Below are 15,931 nucleotides of genomic sequence, written 5' to 3'. Positions count from 1 at the left end.
CACAGGAAGAAGCGGGATCCCGGCTCAAGGCCGGGATGACGGGGTTTGCTGGTTGAGACGAGGTTTGCTGATTGGGGCGTGCCCCTGGATTGGGGACTCATATTCCTGCTTCGTCACCCCGGCCTTGCGCCGGGGGGCCCGCCATCTCGACAGCGCGGGAAGCAGCGAGATCCCGGCGGAAGCCGTGCGGCGCCTGATCGGCGGCAGCGGGCAGATCATCGGCACGGCCGGCCAAGCCGCGCGACCGATCTTGGCGCGGCCGGCCATTTGCCCTATGCGCCGCGCCGTGGGGCGGCTCCGCCCTCCACGACATGATCGCGCCGGTGCCCCGAAAGGGGCTTAAACGGGAATGCGGTGCGGACGGGTCTTCCGTCCAATTCCGCGGCTGTCCCTGCAACTGTAAGCGGCGAGCGCGATGCACTTGCCCCCCGATCCGAGGGGGCGGCCACTGGATCACCGATCCGGGAAGGCCGTGCATCGCGCCCTGACCCGCGAGCCAGGAGACCTGCCGGCGCAACGGTCGCTCTTGCCCTGGTCCAGGGGATGGCCAAGGCACGGTATCTCTCCGTCTGAGCGACGACCAAGCGGCCGGGGCCGCTTCGGTGCCGTGCGACGGGCAAGTGCCCGCCCGTCGCCCGCATCGGCCGTTCGCGGCAGGCCCCGCCCTCGTTGCACGGGCGCAGGGGGGATTACCCATGTTGAAGACCAGTTTCGTCTCGCTGATCGCGATCGCCGCCGCCATGCCGGCGCATGCGCAGAACACCGACCAGGCGGCCGACCCGCAGGACGCGATCATCGTCACCGCCTCGCGCTCGGGCGAGGGCGTCGAGCTCAGGAACCTGCCCGCCTCGGCCACGGTGATCGACGCGGAAGCGCTCGACCAGCGCCAGACGCGCATCGTCTCCGACGTGCTGCGGGACGTGCCCGGCGTCGCGGTCAGCCGCATCGGCGCGATCGGCGGCCAGACCCAGCTGCGCATCCGCGGCAGCGAGGCCAATCACGTCCTCGTCCTGATCGACGGGATCGAGGCGGCAGACCCCTATTATGGCGAATATGATCTCGGCACGCTGATCGCCGATCCGGCCGCCCGGATCGAAGTGCTGCGCGGCCAGCAATCGTCGCTCTACGGATCGGACGCGATCGGCGGCGTGGTCAACTATATCACGCTCTCGGGCCGCGAGGCGCCGGGATACAGCGCCCGCGCCGAGGGCGGCTCGTTCGGCACCTTCAGCGGCGCGGCGCGCGCGGCCGGCGCCTCGGGCACGCTGGACTATGCGGTCTCGGGCAGCTGGTATCGCACCAGGGGCTATCCGACGGCGCGGGGCGGCACGCGCGACATCGGCTCGGACAGCGTCGGCGCCAGCGCCAAGCTGGGCTGGACGCCCGTGGCGAACCTGAAGGTCACCGGCGTGCTGCGCTACAGCAATACCGATGCGGAGACCAACAACAGCGAGAGCAATCCCGCCAGCCCGCGCTTCGGCTACACGGTCGACAGCCCCGGCGTGCGCTTCACCAACGAAGCGTTCTACGGCCTGCTCAGCGCCGAGCTGACCGCGCTCGACGGCCGCTGGACCAACACGCTTTCGGGCCAGTTCGCCGACACCACCCGCACCGGCTACAGGCCGGGCGGAGTCGATTATGGCGACAAGGGCCAGCGCTACAAGGGATCGTTCGTCTCGAGCTTCCGCTTCGGCACCGATGCGATCACCCACCGCCTGACCGCCGCGCTCGACTGGGAACGCGAGCAGTTCCGCAACACGACCCCGTCGACAGGCTCGCCCTTCGACGCGTTCCGCGGCCGGCGCAGCACCGACAATCTCGGCCTGGTCGGCCAATATGAGCTGACCGCGGGCGCTTTCACCGGCGGCGCCTCGGTGCGGCACGACGACAACAACCGCTTCGCGAACGCGACCACCTGGCGCGTCCAGGCCGGCTATCGCCTGCCCACCGACACGCGCGTCCATGCCGCCTATGGCACCGGCGTGAAGAACCCCGGCTATTACGAGCTCTTCGGCTTCTCCAGCGGCACCTATATCGGCAATCCGAACCTCAGGCCCGAAAAGTCCAAGGGCTGGGAAGCGGGCATCGAGCAGAGCTTCTGGGACGGCAAGGCGACGATCGGCGCGACCTATTTCGATTCCAGGCTGAACGACGAGATCTACATCACCTATCCGGCGCCGAGCTACACCGCGACGCCCGGCAATCGCACCACCGATTCCAAGCAGCACGGCGTCGAGGTGACCGCCAGCCTGCGCCCGATCCGCCAGCTCCGCATCGACGCGGCCTATACCCATCTGAAGGCGACCGAGGCCGGCGTCACCGAGGTTCGCCGCCCCGGCGACATGGCCAGCGTCAATGCCACGCTGTTCAGCAGGGACGAGCGTTTCTCGACCACGCTGACGGTGCGCTACAACGGCCGCATGGACGACCTGGCCTATATCGATCCCAGCTATGTGCCGGTGCGCGTCTCGCTCAAGCCGTTCACGCTGGTGAACCTCAATGCCCAGTACCGGCTGAGCGACCGCTTCTCGGTGTTCGGGCGCGTCGAGAACCTGTTCGACGTGAAATATGAGGAAGTGTTCAGCTTCGCGACGCCGGGCGCGGCCGCCTATGGCGGCGTGCGGGTCGCCTTCTGAAACGCAAGGGGGAAGCGGCCGTGAAGCAGCGTACCGACGAAGAACACAATGCGAAGATGAAGAAGGTCCAGGCCGCCCAGGCCAAGAAGATCGCCACCAAGACGGTGGAGAAGGGCCTGGTCATCGTCCATACCGGGCCGGGCAAGGGCAAGACCTCCGCCGCGCTCGGCATGGCGGTGCGCGCGATCGGGCACGGCATGAAGGTGGGCATGGTCCAGTTCGTGAAGGGCGCGATGGCCACCGGCGAGAAGGCGGTGTTCGACCGCTTCCCCGAGCTGATCGAGTTCAAGCCGATGGGCGAGGGCTTCACCTGGGACACGCAGGACCGCGCGCGCGACATCGCCGTCGCGCGCGAAGCCTGGGAAGAAGTGAAGCGGATGATCGCCGATCCGGACTATGCGATGGTGATCGCCGACGAGCTCAACATCGTGCTGCGCTACGACTATCTGCCGACCGACGAAGTGCTCGCGGCGCTGGCCGCCAAGCCGGCGATGAAGCACGTGATCGTCACCGGCCGCAACGCGCCCCAGGCGCTGATCGACGCCGCCGACCTCGTCACCGAGATGGCCCAGGTGAAGCACCCCTTCCGCGAGCAGAACGTCAAGGCGCAGGCGGGGATCGAGTTCTGATGGCATCGGCCAAGCTCCTGGCCCTGCCGCTGCTCGCCCTGGGCGGCGCGGCGCTATGGGCCGGCGCCCCGGCATCGGCCCCGCCCGCGGGCAAGCCGAAGCGGATCGTCTCGATCAACCTGTGCGCCGACCAGCTCGTTCTGGCGCTCGCCGATCGCGGCCAGATCGCGGGGGTCACTCGCAACGCCACCGATGCCGAGATGTCGGGCGAGGCGGCGAAGGCGCGCGGGCTGCCGGTGCTGAAGAATTCGGCCGAGCAGATCCTCGCGATCGATCCCGACCTGATCATCGGCATGCCCGCCAGCCGCAGCGCGCCGATGCGCGCGCTGAAGGGGCATCAATACAATCTGCTCGATCTCGAAACCGCCAACACGGTCGACGAGATCTACGCCTCGATCCGCCAGACCGCGATGGCGGTCGGCCATCCCGAGCGCGGCGAGGCGCTGGTCGCGCGCATGGCGGCGCAGCTCGCCGGGATCGGCCGGCCGGGCGGCGGCAGGGTCGCGGCCTATTACCAGCGCCGCGGCTTCATGACCGGCACCGGCACGCTGATCGACGATCTGATGCGGCGCATGGGGCTGGTGAACCTGGCCGCGAAGCTCGGCAAGCCGCCGCTCTCGCAGCTGAGCATCGAGGAGATGGTGGCGGCCCGGCCCGATTACCTGATCGTCGAGAGCGCGACCGACAAGGTCGCCGACCAGGGCACCGAGATGCTCCACCACCCGGCGCTGGCGGGCATCCCCCGGATCAGCATCCCTCAGGCCTGGACGGTCTGCGGCAGCCCCGCCTATGTCGATGCCGCGCGGGGAATGGCGCGGCAGCTGGCCCGTTTTCAGGATCGGACCCGAGCCCGATGACACTCTCCCGCCCCTTGTTGATCGCCGGGCTGCTGGCCCTGACGCTGGCCGCCGCGATCGGATCGCTCCTGTTCGGGCCGGTCCATCTGTCGCTCGCCCGGATGTTCGCCGCCTTTGCCGGCCATGGCGACCGGATCGCCACCACCATCCTGCTCGAGCTGCGCCTGCCGCGCATGCTGCTGGGCCTGGGCGTGGGCGCGATGCTCGGCCTGGCCGGTGCCGCGCTGCAGGGCTATCTGCGCAACCCGCTCGCCGAGCCATCGGTGCTGGGCACTTCCAATGCCGCGTCGCTCGGCGCGGTCGCCGCGCTCTATTTCGGGCTGGCCGAGCTGCATCCGGTGGTGCTGCCGGCGCTGGCGGTGCTGGGCGCCCTGCTCTCGCTGGCCGGCCTGTCGGCGCTGGCCGGGCGCTCGGAGAGTCCGCTCACCCTGATCCTTGCCGGCATCGCGATCGCCACTTTGGCCACGGCCGGAGTCAGCCTCGCGCTCAACCTCTCGCCCAATCCCTTCGCGGCGATGGAGATCATGACCTGGCTGCTCGGCAGCCTGGAGAACCGCTCCTTCGCGCATGTCTGGATCGCCTATCCCTGCATCGCGATCGGCGCGGCGCTGCTGCTGTGGGACGGGCGCTCGCTCGATGCGCTGACCCTGGGCGAGGACGGCGCGCAGGCGCTCGGCGTCGATTTGCGGCGCACCCGCATCCGGCTGCTGCTCGGCACCGCGATCGGCGTGGGCGGCGCGGTGGCCGTGTCGGGCGCGATCGGCTTTGTCGGCCTGATCGTGCCGCACCTGATCCGTCCGCTCACCGATCGCAGCCCCTCGGCGATCCTGATCCCCTCGGCGATCGGCGGCGCGGCGCTGCTGACCTTGGCCGATCTCGCGGTGCGGCTGATCGACACGCGGAACGAACTGAAGCTCGGCGTCGTCACGGCCTTTCTCGGCGTGCCGGTCTTCCTGATCCACCTGATGCGGGAGCGCCGGCTATGGTGAGCATAAGCCTCGAGAATGTCGCCGTCGCGCTCGGGAAACGTATCGTGGTGCAAAATGCCAGCACCCGATTCGCGCCCGGAACGCTGACCGGCATCGTCGGTCCGAACGGTGCGGGCAAGTCGACGCTCGCCCGCGCGATGCTGGCGCTGGTGCCGCATACGGGCCGCATCCTGGTCGACGGCGCGGAGGTGGCGACGATGCCGCGCGCCGCGCTCGCCCGGCGCGTCGCCTATTTGCCCCAGGGCCAGACGCTGCACTGGCCGCTCACCGTGGAGCGGCTGGTCGAGCTGGGCCGGCTGCCGCATCTCGCCCCGATGTCGCAGATCGGCGCAGCCGATACCGCCGCGATCGAACGGGCGATGGCGCGCGCCGATGTCGCGGTCCTGCGCGACCGCGTCGCCACCGAACTGTCCGGCGGCGAGCGCGCCCGCGTCCTGCTCGCCCGCGCGCTGGCGGTGGAGGCTCCCGCGCTGATCGCCGACGAGCCGCTCGCCAGCCTCGACCCCGGCCACCAGATCGACGTGATGGCGCTGCTCCATGCCGAGGCCCGCGCCGGCGGCCTGGTGATCGCGGTGCTGCACGACCTCACCATGGCCGCGCGCTATTGCGACCGGCTGGTGCTGATCGACCGGGGCGCCGTGGTCGCCGACGGCGCCCCCGCCGAGGTGCTCACTCCGGCCAATCTCAAGGCCGTCTATGGCATCGATGCGCGCGTCGAGCTGGGCGGCGACTGGCCGACGATCACTACGCTGGGCCGCAGCCGGTGAGCGACACCGCCTTCTACCGCGCGCAGGGCCATGTCGCGCTGCCGCTGTTCGATCGCGCCCTGGTGGAGGCCGCCCAGGCCGACATCGCCGAGCATATCGACCGGCTCTCGCGCGCCATGTACCTGCCCTTCGACAAGAGCTGCCCCGATGCCCCGCTCACGCAGCGGCTCGACCGGATCTATGCGCACGACCGCAGCCAGGCGAACCTGCTGCGCGTCGCGATCTGCACCGACGCGCATCGCGGGCCCCGGCTCCAGGCGATCGCCAACGATCCGCGCCTGCATGCCGAAGCCGAGCGGATCGGCGAGCGCGCCCTGGCCGGCAAGGTCGTCCGCGTCCGCGCCAGCATCGCCAGCTTTCCCGAGCATCGCCACGCCTGGCACAGCGATGTCGCCCGCGACGACGGCACGTCCTGCGGCCAGGTCTGGACCACGGCCTGGATCCCGCTGTGCGATACCGGCCCCGGCAATGGCGGGCTGGAGATCATCCCCGGCCGCCAGCCGGCGCCGCTGGCCAGCGAGACCGATGGCGGCCTCAGGATCACCGAGGAAGCGATCGCCGGCATGCCGCGCCTCCAGCCGGAATGCCCGGCCGGCACCGTGCTGTTCCTCGATCGCTTCACCCCGCATCGCACGCTCCCCGCGGACAAGGCGCGCTTCGCGCTTGTCGTCTGGATGAAGGCCGCCTAAGGGCAGCGCCGCGACAGGTTCCCCGGAGACGGGGATGAAAAGGGAACGGGACAATCCCGGCTGCCCCTGCAACTGTAAGCGGCGAGCCATCGGCCTGATGCCATTGGGTGTTGCACCCGAGAAGGCGGCCGGACCGGCAACGACCCGCGAGCCAGGAGACCTGCCCGTCGCGGTCGTCTTTCGTGCGGACAGGGTGTGCCGGGCGGACGGGGGTGAACCCGAGCGACGACAGGCTTGGCCGCGTGCGTGCGCGGCCGATGTCGCTCGCCCCACAGGGCATCGGCATCGGCCCTGTGCGCGTGCGGCGTCGTTATGGGTTGCACGCAATGAAGTCCGTTCTCCGTTTCTCCGCCTCGCTCCTCGCCCTGGCCGCCGCGCCCGCGGCCTTCGCCCAGCAGGCGCCCGCGCCCGACGCGGCAGTGGCCGAGGACAGCGACCAGATCACCGTCACCGCCACGCGCGCGCCGGTGAACATCGATCAGGTCCCCGCTTCGATCACCGTGCTCGACAAGGCGGCGATCGACCGCAGCCAGGATATCGGCGCGACCGAGCTGTTGCTGCGCACGCCCGGCATCAGCGTCTCGCGCAACGGCGGCTATGGCACCTCCACGTCGCTGCGCATCCGCGGCGCCGAAGCCGACCAGACCGTGGTGGTGATCGACGGAGTGAAGCTCAACGATCCCGCGGCCACCGGCGGCGGCTATAATTTCGCCAATCTGCTGGTCGGCGACGCGGCGCGCATCGAGGTGCTGCGCGGGCCCCAGTCGATCCTGTGGGGCAGCCAGGCGATCGGCGGCGTGGTCAACATCGTCACCGCCGCGCCGGAGAAGGCGCTGGAAGGCAGCTTCGACATCGAGGCCGGCTCGCGCGAGACGGTAAGCGCCCGCGCCGCGATCGGCGGCCGCACCGGCCCCTTGCGCTGGCGCCTTGGCGGCCAGAGCTTCACCACTGCCGGCATCTCCGCGATCGCGCCGGCGTTCGGCGGCAAGGAGACCGACGGCTACACCAATCGCAGCGCCACCGGCCGCGCCGAGCTCGCGCTGGCGAGCAACCTCAGCGTCGAGGTGCGCGGCTATTATTCGCGGGGCCATACCGAGATCGACGCGACCACCGGCGACAGCAGCGACTATTCGCTGAACGAGGAGTTCGTCGGCTATGCGGGCGTGAATCTCGACCTGCTGGACGGGCGGCTGCGCAACCGCTTCGCCTATGCCTATACCGACACCGATCGCGACAGCTATGGCCCCACCCGCGCCCGCCCGCTCAGCTTCGAATCCAACGGCCGCAACCAGCGGCTGGAATATCAGGGCAGCTTCGCCTTCACCAAGCGCATCTCGGCGGTGTTCGGGCTGGAGAACGAGAATTCGAAGTTCCGCAGCCGCTCGCCCGCGGCCGCACTCGCCACGCCGCTCCCGGCATTCGCGCGCGGCAATGCCGAGATCACCAGCGCCTATGCCCAGCTGAGCGTCGAGCCGATCGACGGCCTCACGCTCAACGGCGGCATCCGCTATGACGATCACAACCGCTTCGGCGGCCAGACCCTGTTCGCGGCGGGCGGCGTGTGGCGCCTGTCGACCGGCACGATCCTGCGCGCCAGCTATGGCGAGGGCTTCAAGGCTCCGACGCTCTACCAGCAGTTCAGCGAATATGGGAACACCGCGCTCGATCCCGAGCGGGCCAATGGCTGGGAAGCCGGCGTCGAGCAGCAGCTGTTCGGCCGCAAGCTGACTTTCGGCGCGACCTGGTTCGAGCGCATCACCACCAGCCAGATCCTCTTCAACGGCTGCACTCCCACCTCGACCGTGCCGCTCTGCTTCGTGCCGGGCACCACCACCCGCCGTTCGGGCTATTATTCGAACGTCGCGCGCGCGCAGGCGCACGGTATCGAGGCTGCGGGCGCGCTCCGCCTGGGCAGCTTCACGCTCGACGGCAATTACAGCTGGATCGTCGCCGAGGACCGCTCGCCGGGCACCGCGAATTTCGGCAAATGGCTGCCGCGCCGCCCGCAGAACAGCGCCAACGGCTCGATCAGCTACGCCTTCCCCTTCGGTCTCACCACCGGTGCCGCGGTGCGCTGGTCGGGGCACAGCTTCGACAATGCGGCCAACACCACCCGGCTCGACGGCTATACCCTGGTCGACCTGCGCGCCGAGCTGAAGGCCGGCGACAATCTCAGCGTGTTCGCCCGCGCCGAGAACCTGTTCGACGAGACCTACATGACTGCCTATCGCTACGGCACGCTGGGCCGCAGCATCTATGCCGGCATTCGCGGGCGCTTCTGATGGGAGAAGGCACTATGACGCAGGCACGCGCTTCCACGCTCTGGATCATGCTCCTCACGCTCGCGAGCATGGCAACGAGCTTCGCCCTTGCCTGCACGGCCCCGGTCGCGGCGCTCGCCGCGCTGGCGGCGGTGCACCTGCGCCGGCGCGACGGGATCGCGCTGGCGCTCGCCGCCTGGGGCGCCAACCAGGCGGTGGGCTTCCTGTTCCTCCACTATCCGCACGACCCGAAGACGCTGCTCTGGGGCCTGGGGCTCGGCACCGCGGCGGCGGGATCGGCGATCGGCGCCTATGCGGCGCTCGCCCGGCTGCGGGCGGAATCGATCCCGGCCCGGCTCGCCATCGCCTATGTCGCTGCGTTCGTGGCGGGCAAGCTGGTGACCCTGTGCTGGGCGGCGGTGCTGGGCGGCGTGGCGATCACGCTCCATCCGGGCTATTCGCTCGACCAGTTCCTGCGCAACGGCGCGATCCTGATCGGGCTCTACGCCTTCTACCGCCTGCTGCGCGCGCTCGGCATGCCCGCGCCGCGCCAGCAGCGCGCCGCCGCCTGATGCTGAAGCGCGTCGCGGACGGCCCGGCGGTCGTCGCCTGCAACACCTGTCGCCATTCCGCGGATACGCGCGAGGATGGCGATGGCGTGCGCGGCGGCGCCCGGCTGGTCGCCGCCCTGCAGGCGGTGCAGGCGAGCGACCCGCGCTATGCCGGCGTCGCCGTGCAGGAAATGCCCTGCCTGTTTGCCTGCACCGATTTCTGCACCGTGCATCTGCGCGCGCCGGGCAAGGTCGGCTATGTCCTCGGCCGGTTCACGCCGGACGAGGAGAGCGCGCGCGCCATTCTCGACTATGCCGTGCACCATGCGGCGAGCGAGCATGGCCGCGTGCCCTACTCCGCCTGGCCCGAGGGTATTAAGGGCCATTTCATCACCCGCACCCCACCCGCTGGATTCGTCGCCGAATGACCTTTGCCTCGCCTGCCGATTTCCGTGCCGCGCTCGCCGGTCTCCGCGGCCCCGACCAGGGCGCCATCGCCGCCGCCCGCGCCCGCCAGGCCGAGCTGACCAAGCCGGCCGGCTCGCTCGGCCGGCTTGAGGACATCGCGATCTTCCTCGCCGGGTGGCAGGGCACCGCAAGGCCCAGGATCGCGCGCGCCCGCGCCGCGATCTTCGCCGGCAATCACGGCGTGACCGTCCACGGCGTCAGCGCCTTCCCGGCAAGCGTGACGGCACAGATGGTCGCCAATTTCGAGGCCGGCGGCGCGGCGATCAACGCGCTGTCGGGCGCGGCCGGGCTGGAGCTGCACGTGACCGCGCTCGATCTCGACAGGCCCACCGCCGACTTCACCACCGCCCCCGCGATGACCGAGGCCGAATGCCTCGCCGCGCTCGCTGCCGGCGCCGCGGCAGTGACCGGGGATCTCGACCTGCTCACCATCGGCGAGATGGGCATCGGCAACTCGACCGCCGCCGCCGCGCTCTGCCTGCGCAGCTTCGGCGGCACGGCGGCGGACTGGATCGGCCCGGGCACCGGCGTGGATGCGGAAGGGATCGCGCGCAAGGCCGCAGTGGTCGAGCGCGCCCGCGCCTGCCATGCCGATGCGCCCGCCGATGCGTTCGAGACGCTGCGCCGGGTCGGGGGACGCGAGATCGTCGCGATCGCCGGAGCCGTGCTGCGCGCGCGCCAGCTGGGCATTCCGGTGGTGCTCGACGGGTTCATCGGCAGCGCGGCGATCGCCCCGCTCGCCGCCGACAACCCGGCGATCGTCGCGCACTGCATCGCCGGCCATGTCTCGGCCGAGCCCGGCCATGCCCGCCTGCTCGCCCGGCTCGGGCTGGAGCCGCTGCTGGCGCTCGGCATGCGGCTGGGCGAAGGCAGCGGCGCGGCGGTGGCGGTAAGCGTCATCCGCGCCGCGCTGGCCGCGCACGACCAGATGGCGACCTTCGCCGAGGCCCGGATATCCGGATCGCTGTGACCGGCTTCGCGCTCCATCTGCTGCGCCACGGCGCGCCCGTCCTGCCCGGGCGGCTGATGGGGCACACCGATTGCGCGCCGACGGCCGCCGGCATCGCGGCATGCGCGGCGCAGGCGGCGGACCTGGGCGCCGTGCATATCGTGACTTCGGACCTGCACCGCGCCCGCGCGGCCGCCGAGGCGATCGGGACGCCGATCGTCGACCCGCGCTGGCGCGAGCTGGATTTCGGCGCATGGGACGGGCTGGCGCCCGACCAGATCGATCCCGACGCGCTCGCCCGCTTCTGGGCGGACCCGGACGCCAATCCGCCGCCGGACGGCGAGCGCTGGTCGGCGCTGGTCGCCCGCATCGCCGCGGCGATCGATGCGCTGGCCCCGGCGCCCACCCTGGTCGTCACTCATGGCGGCGCGATCCGAGCCGCGCTGCATGTGCTGTGCGGCTTCGAGCAGGCCCGGCTCTGGGCGTTCGACCTGCCCTATGGCGTGCTCGTCTCGCTGCGGGTTTGGCCGGGCGCGCGGCCGAGCGCCCAGATCGTCGGGATCTATCCATGAAGGGGCTGATCGTCGCGATCCAGTTCCTGACGCGGCTGCCGACGCCGCGAATCACGGTGAGTGGCGCGGAGTTCGCCGCCGCGATCCGCTGGTTTCCGGCAGTGGGGCTGATCCTGGGCGCGATCGTCGCGGCCGGATGCCGGGCCGGGGCGGAGATCGATCCCTGGACGGCGGCGCTCGCCGGGCTGGTGCTCTGGGTAGCGGTCACCGGCGCGCTGCATCTCGACGGGCTGGGCGATGTCGCCGATGCCTGCGGGGCCGCGCACAAGGATCGCGAGCGCATCCTCGCGGTGCTCGCCGATCCGCATATCGGCAGCTTCGGCGCAGTGGCGATCGGGCTGCAGCTGCTCGCCAAGCTGCTGCTGCTGCACGCGCTGGTCGCCGCCAACGCCTATGCCGCCATCGCCCTGATCCCCTTCGCCGCGCGCATCGGCCCGCTCTTCTGGACGCACTGGCTGCCCGACCTCCATGCCGGCCTCGCCGCGCGGTTCCGCGATGCGGTGCGCCCGCTCGACCTGGCGATCTGGACGCTGGCGCTGCTCGCCGCCGCCTGGTTCTCGCCCAGCCTGCTCGCCACGCCGCTGCTGCTGTTCGGCTGGGCCGCCTGGCTGTGGCGCAAGCTCGGCGGCATCTCGGGCGACGGCCATGGCGGCGGGATCGAAGGGACCGAGACCGGGCTGCTGCTCGCGGCGCTGCTCCTGGTCCGGCTCGCATGAGCAGCTGGACCTGGCATGGCGGCGGGATCGAAGCCGCGCGGCGGCATTTCGGCGGAGACGACTGGCTCGACCTGTCGACCGGCATCAATCCCCAGCCCTGGCCCGGCGCCGACGCCCTCGCGATCGACTGGCGGCGCCTGCCCGAGCGCCACGAACTCGCCGAGCTCGAAACTGCGGCCGCCGCGTATTTCGGCATCGATCCGCGCCATGTCTGCGCCGTGCCGGGCACCGAGATCGGGCTGCGGCTGATCGGCGGCCTGCTCGGCGGCGCGGCGCAGTTCGCCGCCCCCGGCTATCGCACCCATGGCGAGATGATCGCGAACGCCGCGCCGACCGATCTCGACGGCGCGCATGACGGCACGCTGATCCTCGCCAATCCCAACAATCCCGACGGGCGCGTCCTGCCCCCAGCGCGCCTGGAGGAACTGCTCGACCGGCGCGCCGGCGGCGCATGGCTGCTGCTGGACGAGGCCTTTGCCGATGTCGATCCGGCGCCAAGCCTGGCCGGCCGGATCGGCGATGCGTGCCGGCTGGTGATCTTTCGTTCCTTCGGCAAGTTCTTCGGCCTGGCCGGCGTGCGGCTGGGCTTCGTGCTCGGGCCCGCGCCGCTGCTCGACGCGATCCGCGCCGCGCTCGGCGCCTGGCCGGTCTCCGCCGCCGCGATCGCCATCGGCACGGCCGCCTATCGCGACCGTGGCTGGATCGAGGCGATGCGCGTGCAGCTCCCCGCCCGGGCCGCTGCGCTCGACGCGGTGCTGCGCGAAGCAGGCCACTCCTCGGCCGGCGCCTGCCCGCTCTTCCGCCTGATCGAAGTGACGGACGGCATGGCCCTGTTCGCGCAGCTGGCACGCCGCGCGATCCTCACTCGCCCTTTCGCCGATCGCCCGCGCTGGCTGCGCATCGGCCTGCCGCCCGGCGAGGCCGGCCTCGCCCGGCTCGCGGCGGCGCTGGCCGATGGCTGAGCCGATCGCGCTCGCCGCGCTGGTGCTCGACGCCGCTCTCGGCTGGCCGGATGCGCTCTATCGCCGGATCGGCCATCCCGTCGGCCTGTTCGCGCGGATCATCGCCCGGTGCGAAGCGCGGTGGAACCGGCCCGAGCGCAGCTTCGGCACCCGGCGCATGCTGGGCCTTCTCACCCTGGCACTGCTCGTCACGCTTGCCGGTGGCGCGGGCTGGATCGTCCAGCGCCAGCTGCTCGCGCATCTCGGCCCCTGGGGCTGGCTCGCCGTTGCAGCGCTCGCGTGGCCGGCGCTCGCCCAGCGCAGCCTGTTCGACCATGTCCGCCCCGTCGCCCAGGCACTGGCCCAGGGCGAGCTGCCCGCGGCGCGCGAAGCCGTGAGCAGGATCGTCGGCCGCGACACCGCGATGCTCGACGAGGCCGGCGTATCGCGCGCCGCGATCGAGAGCCTGGCCGAAAGCTTCTGCGACGGCGTGGTCGCGCCCGCCTTCTGGCTGCTCCTGCTCGGCCTGCCCGGGGTGTGGGCCTATAAGGCGATCAACACCGCGGACTCGATGATCGGCCATCGCGAGGCACGCTGGCGGGCGTTCGGCTGGGCGGCGGCGCGCACCGACGACCTGGCCAACCTGGTTCCCGCCCGGCTTTCCGGCCTGCTGCTCTGCCTCGCCGGCCCTGGCGGCTGGCGGATATTGTGGCGCGACGCCGGCAACCATGCCTCCCCAAATGCCGGCTGGCCCGAGGCGGCGATGGCCGGCGCGCTGGGGCTGCGCCTTGCCGGCCCGATCGCCTATGACGGGGTGATGCACGACAAGCCCTGGATCGGCGACGGCAACAGCGACGCGGACGGCGAGGACATCCGCCGCGCACTGCGCGTCTATGCGCGGGCCTGCCTGCTGCTCTGGCTCGTCGCGGGAGGCCTGGCATGGGCGCGCTGATGCTGCAGGGCACCGGCTCGGACGTCGGCAAGTCGGTGCTGGTCGCCGGGCTCTGCCGCGCCTTCGCCAATCGCGGGCTCGCGGTGCGCCCGTTCAAGCCCCAGAACATGTCGAACAACGCCGCGGTGACGGCGGACGGCGGCGAGATCGGCCGCGCCCAGGCGTTGCAGGCGATCGCCTGCCGGACGGCGCCGCACAGCGACATGAACCCGGTGCTGCTCAAGCCCCAGGCCGATCGCACCTCCCAGCTGATCGTGCAGGGCCGGGTGCGCGGCACGCTCGGTTCGGGCAATTTCCGCGAGGCGCGCGGCAGCCTGATCGCCGAGGTGCTGGCGAGCTACCACCGGCTCCGCGCGGAGTGCGACTTGGTGGTGGTCGAGGGCGCCGGATCGCCGGCCGAGATCAACCTGCGCGCCGGCGACATCGCGAACATGGGCTTCGCCCGCGCCGCCGGGGTCCCCGTGGTGCTGGTCGGCGATATCGACCGGGGCGGCGTGATCGCCGCGATCGTCGGCACCCGCGCGGTGATCGATCCAGAGGACGCCGCGATGATCCGCGGCTTCCTGATCAACAAGTTCCGCGGCGATCCGGCGCTGTTCGAGGATGGCTATCGCGCGATCGAAGCGCGGTCCGGCTGGCCCGGCTTTGGGGTGGTGCCCTGGCTGCCCGCCACCGTCCGCCTGCCGAGCGAGGACGCGGTGGTGCTCGATCGCGCCGCCCCGCGTGGCGAGGGCCGCCGGCTGGTCGCCTGCCCGATCCTGCCGCGCATCGCCAATTTCGACGATCTCGATCCCCTGAAGCTCGAGCCGGGCGTAGAGCTGGCGATGGTGCCCCCCGGCACGCCGATCCCGGGCGATGCCGCGCTGATCGTGCTGCCGGGCTCCAAGGCGACGATCGCCGATCTCGCCTTTCTGCGCGCCCAGGGCTGGGACATCGACATCCGCGCGCATCACCGGCGCGGCGGTGCCGTGCTCGGGCTGTGCGGCGGCTATCAGATGCTCGGGCGCAGCGTCGCCGATCCGCTGGGGATCGAGGGGCCGGCGGGGCAAGTCGAGGGGCTCGGCCTGCTCGACGTCGCAACCAGCCTTGCTCCTGCGAAGGTACTGCGCCAGGTGGCGGGCATCGCGCTCGGCGCGCCGGTCCATGGCTATGAGATGCACATGGGCGAGACGACCGGCCTGGACATGGCGCGCCCCTTCGCGCTGCTCGACGGGATCGGCCCTGAAGGCGCGATCAGCCGCGACGGCCGGGTGATGGGCAGCTATCTCCACGGCCTGCTCGCCGCGCCCGCGGCACGCAGCGCGCTGCTCGCCCGGATCGGCGTGGCCGGATCGGGGCGCGATTACGTGGCGGACGTCGATGCCGCGCTCGACGAGATCGCCGCCGCGCTCGAGCGCCATGTCGATATCGACGGATTGCTGAGGCTCGCCCGGGGCACTCCATGACCAGGTTGTTCGTCCTCGGCGGCGCCCGCTCGGGCAAGAGCCGCTATGCCCAGCAACGCGCCGAGGCGCTGCCCGGCCGCCACCTCTTCATCGCCACCGCCGAGGCCTGGGACGCGGAAATGGCGGAGCGCATCGCCCGGCACCGCGCCGATCGCGACGCGCGCTGGGAGACGGTGGACGCACCGCGCGATCTTGCCGCGGCGCTCGATGCCGCGAGCGGCACCGGGGCCGTGGCGCTGGTCGATTGCCTCACCCTATGGGCCAGCAACCTGCTGCTCGCCGATGCCGACATGGAGCAGGCGACCGACGGGCTCTGCGCGGCGATCGCGCGCTTCGACGGCCGGCTGATCCTCGTTGCCAACGAAACCGGCCTCGGCATCGTGCCCGACAATGCGCTGGCGCGGCGCTTCCGCGATGCGGCGGGGCGGATCAACCAGGCGGTCGCGGCGGTCGCCGACGAAGTGATGCTTGTCGTCGCCGGCCTGCCGATGCGCGTCAAATAACCCTTT

Annotated in this window: 16 protein-coding genes and 2 riboswitches; all 16 genes read left to right on the top strand. The window is 71.4% G+C overall.

Annotation, left to right across the window (positions count from 1 at the left end):
• The first annotated feature begins 304 nt into the window (after positions 1-304).
• Positions 305-528, top strand: a riboswitch (cobalamin riboswitch).
• 167 nt (positions 529-695) lie between these two features.
• Positions 696-2,636, top strand: a complete 1,941-nt coding sequence (locus tag ACIQCS_RS10505) for a TonB-dependent receptor domain-containing protein (protein WP_345849964.1) — start codon at positions 696-698, stop codon at positions 2,634-2,636.
• Positions 2,637-2,656: 20 nt separating this feature from the next.
• Positions 2,657-3,265, top strand: a complete 609-nt coding sequence (cobO, locus tag ACIQCS_RS10500; protein ID WP_345849963.1) for a cob(I)yrinic acid a,c-diamide adenosyltransferase — start codon at positions 2,657-2,659, stop codon at positions 3,263-3,265.
• A complete protein-coding gene (locus ACIQCS_RS10495; protein WP_345849962.1) occupies positions 3,265-4,122 on the top strand; it encodes an ABC transporter substrate-binding protein in 858 nt (285 codons plus the stop codon). Before cobO ends, ACIQCS_RS10495 begins: the two co-directional genes overlap by 1 nt.
• Positions 4,119-5,111 (top strand): iron ABC transporter permease, encoded by a 993-nt coding sequence (locus ACIQCS_RS10490; protein ID WP_345849961.1) that lies wholly within the window; start codon positions 4,119-4,121, stop codon positions 5,109-5,111. Before ACIQCS_RS10495 ends, ACIQCS_RS10490 begins: the two co-directional genes overlap by 4 nt.
• Positions 5,105-5,878 carry an ABC transporter ATP-binding protein gene (locus tag ACIQCS_RS10485; protein WP_345849960.1) on the top strand — a complete coding sequence of 258 codons (774 nt, stop codon included), beginning with the start codon at positions 5,105-5,107 and terminating at the stop codon, positions 5,876-5,878. The genes ACIQCS_RS10490 and ACIQCS_RS10485 overlap by 7 nt, the downstream gene beginning before the upstream one ends.
• On the top strand, positions 5,875-6,567 hold the full coding sequence (locus ACIQCS_RS10480; protein ID WP_345849959.1) for a phytanoyl-CoA dioxygenase family protein: 693 nt from the start codon (positions 5,875-5,877) through the stop codon (positions 6,565-6,567). The genes ACIQCS_RS10485 and ACIQCS_RS10480 overlap by 4 nt, the downstream gene beginning before the upstream one ends.
• Positions 6,566-6,750: riboswitch (cobalamin riboswitch) on the top strand. It overlaps the preceding gene by 2 nt.
• Positions 6,751-6,893: 143 nt before the next feature.
• Positions 6,894-8,849 carry a TonB-dependent receptor domain-containing protein gene (locus ACIQCS_RS10475; RefSeq protein WP_345849958.1) on the top strand — a complete coding sequence of 652 codons (1,956 nt, stop codon included), beginning with the start codon at positions 6,894-6,896 and terminating at the stop codon, positions 8,847-8,849.
• A gap of 14 nt (positions 8,850-8,863) precedes the next feature.
• Positions 8,864-9,400 (top strand): hypothetical protein, encoded by a 537-nt coding sequence (locus ACIQCS_RS10470; RefSeq protein ID WP_345849957.1) that lies wholly within the window; start codon positions 8,864-8,866, stop codon positions 9,398-9,400.
• Entirely contained in the window at positions 9,400-9,807 is a 408-nt protein-coding gene (locus ACIQCS_RS10465; RefSeq protein ID WP_345849956.1) for a DUF1636 domain-containing protein, read from the top strand. The genes ACIQCS_RS10470 and ACIQCS_RS10465 overlap by 1 nt, the downstream gene beginning before the upstream one ends.
• Positions 9,804-10,817, top strand: a complete 1,014-nt coding sequence (gene cobT, locus ACIQCS_RS10460) for a nicotinate-nucleotide--dimethylbenzimidazole phosphoribosyltransferase (protein WP_345849955.1) — start codon at positions 9,804-9,806, stop codon at positions 10,815-10,817. The genes ACIQCS_RS10465 and cobT overlap by 4 nt, the downstream gene beginning before the upstream one ends.
• Positions 10,814-11,368, top strand: a complete 555-nt coding sequence (locus ACIQCS_RS10455; RefSeq protein WP_345849954.1) for a histidine phosphatase family protein — start codon at positions 10,814-10,816, stop codon at positions 11,366-11,368. The genes cobT and ACIQCS_RS10455 overlap by 4 nt, the downstream gene beginning before the upstream one ends.
• On the top strand, positions 11,365-12,084 hold the full coding sequence (locus tag ACIQCS_RS10450) for an adenosylcobinamide-GDP ribazoletransferase (protein ID WP_345849953.1): 720 nt from the start codon (positions 11,365-11,367) through the stop codon (positions 12,082-12,084). Before ACIQCS_RS10455 ends, ACIQCS_RS10450 begins: the two co-directional genes overlap by 4 nt.
• Positions 12,081-13,046: an aminotransferase class I/II-fold pyridoxal phosphate-dependent enzyme gene (locus ACIQCS_RS10445; protein ID WP_345849952.1), complete on the top strand. Its 966-nt coding sequence runs from the start codon at positions 12,081-12,083 to the stop codon at positions 13,044-13,046. The genes ACIQCS_RS10450 and ACIQCS_RS10445 overlap by 4 nt, the downstream gene beginning before the upstream one ends.
• On the top strand, positions 13,039-13,977 hold the full coding sequence (cbiB, locus tag ACIQCS_RS10440; RefSeq protein ID WP_345849951.1) for an adenosylcobinamide-phosphate synthase CbiB: 939 nt from the start codon (positions 13,039-13,041) through the stop codon (positions 13,975-13,977). Before ACIQCS_RS10445 ends, cbiB begins: the two co-directional genes overlap by 8 nt.
• On the top strand, positions 13,965-15,422 hold the full coding sequence (locus ACIQCS_RS10435; protein WP_345849950.1) for a cobyric acid synthase: 1,458 nt from the start codon (positions 13,965-13,967) through the stop codon (positions 15,420-15,422). Before cbiB ends, ACIQCS_RS10435 begins: the two co-directional genes overlap by 13 nt.
• On the top strand, positions 15,419-15,925 hold the full coding sequence (gene cobU, locus ACIQCS_RS10430) for a bifunctional adenosylcobinamide kinase/adenosylcobinamide-phosphate guanylyltransferase (RefSeq protein WP_345849949.1): 507 nt from the start codon (positions 15,419-15,421) through the stop codon (positions 15,923-15,925). Before ACIQCS_RS10435 ends, cobU begins: the two co-directional genes overlap by 4 nt.
• Positions 15,926-15,931 lie beyond the last annotated feature (6 nt).

Source organism: Sphingomonas sp. NPDC092440, from assembly GCF_044754985.1.
In the GTDB taxonomy this organism is placed as follows: Bacteria; Pseudomonadota; Alphaproteobacteria; order Sphingomonadales; family Sphingomonadaceae; genus Sphingomonas.
The sequence above is the reverse complement of the archived record's forward strand: the minus strand, read 5'-3'. Positions and strand labels throughout refer to the sequence as shown.

Bases quoted from the DNA above. Each gene is read 5' to 3' on its own strand.
- cobU (WP_345849949.1), top strand. From the start codon at position 15,419: ATGACCAGGTTGTTCGTCCTCGGCGGCGCCCGCTCGGGCAAGAGCCGC.
- ACIQCS_RS10450 (WP_345849953.1), top strand. From the start codon at position 11,365: ATGAAGGGGCTGATCGTCGCGATCCAGTTCCTGACGCGGCTGCCGACG.
- cbiB (WP_345849951.1), top strand. From the start codon at position 13,039: ATGGCTGAGCCGATCGCGCTCGCCGCGCTGGTGCTCGACGCCGCTCTC.
- ACIQCS_RS10470 (WP_345849957.1), top strand. From the start codon at position 8,864: ATGACGCAGGCACGCGCTTCCACGCTCTGGATCATGCTCCTCACGCTC.
- ACIQCS_RS10475 (WP_345849958.1), top strand. From the start codon at position 6,894: ATGAAGTCCGTTCTCCGTTTCTCCGCCTCGCTCCTCGCCCTGGCCGCC.
- ACIQCS_RS10505 (WP_345849964.1), top strand. From the start codon at position 696: ATGTTGAAGACCAGTTTCGTCTCGCTGATCGCGATCGCCGCCGCCATG.
- cobT (WP_345849955.1), top strand. From the start codon at position 9,804: ATGACCTTTGCCTCGCCTGCCGATTTCCGTGCCGCGCTCGCCGGTCTC.
- ACIQCS_RS10485 (WP_345849960.1), top strand. From the start codon at position 5,105: ATGGTGAGCATAAGCCTCGAGAATGTCGCCGTCGCGCTCGGGAAACGT.
- ACIQCS_RS10465 (WP_345849956.1), top strand. From the start codon at position 9,400: ATGCTGAAGCGCGTCGCGGACGGCCCGGCGGTCGTCGCCTGCAACACC.
- ACIQCS_RS10495 (WP_345849962.1), top strand. From the start codon at position 3,265: ATGGCATCGGCCAAGCTCCTGGCCCTGCCGCTGCTCGCCCTGGGCGGC.
- ACIQCS_RS10435 (WP_345849950.1), top strand. From the start codon at position 13,965: ATGGGCGCGCTGATGCTGCAGGGCACCGGCTCGGACGTCGGCAAGTCG.
- ACIQCS_RS10445 (WP_345849952.1), top strand. From the start codon at position 12,081: ATGAGCAGCTGGACCTGGCATGGCGGCGGGATCGAAGCCGCGCGGCGG.
- ACIQCS_RS10490 (WP_345849961.1), top strand. From the start codon at position 4,119: ATGACACTCTCCCGCCCCTTGTTGATCGCCGGGCTGCTGGCCCTGACG.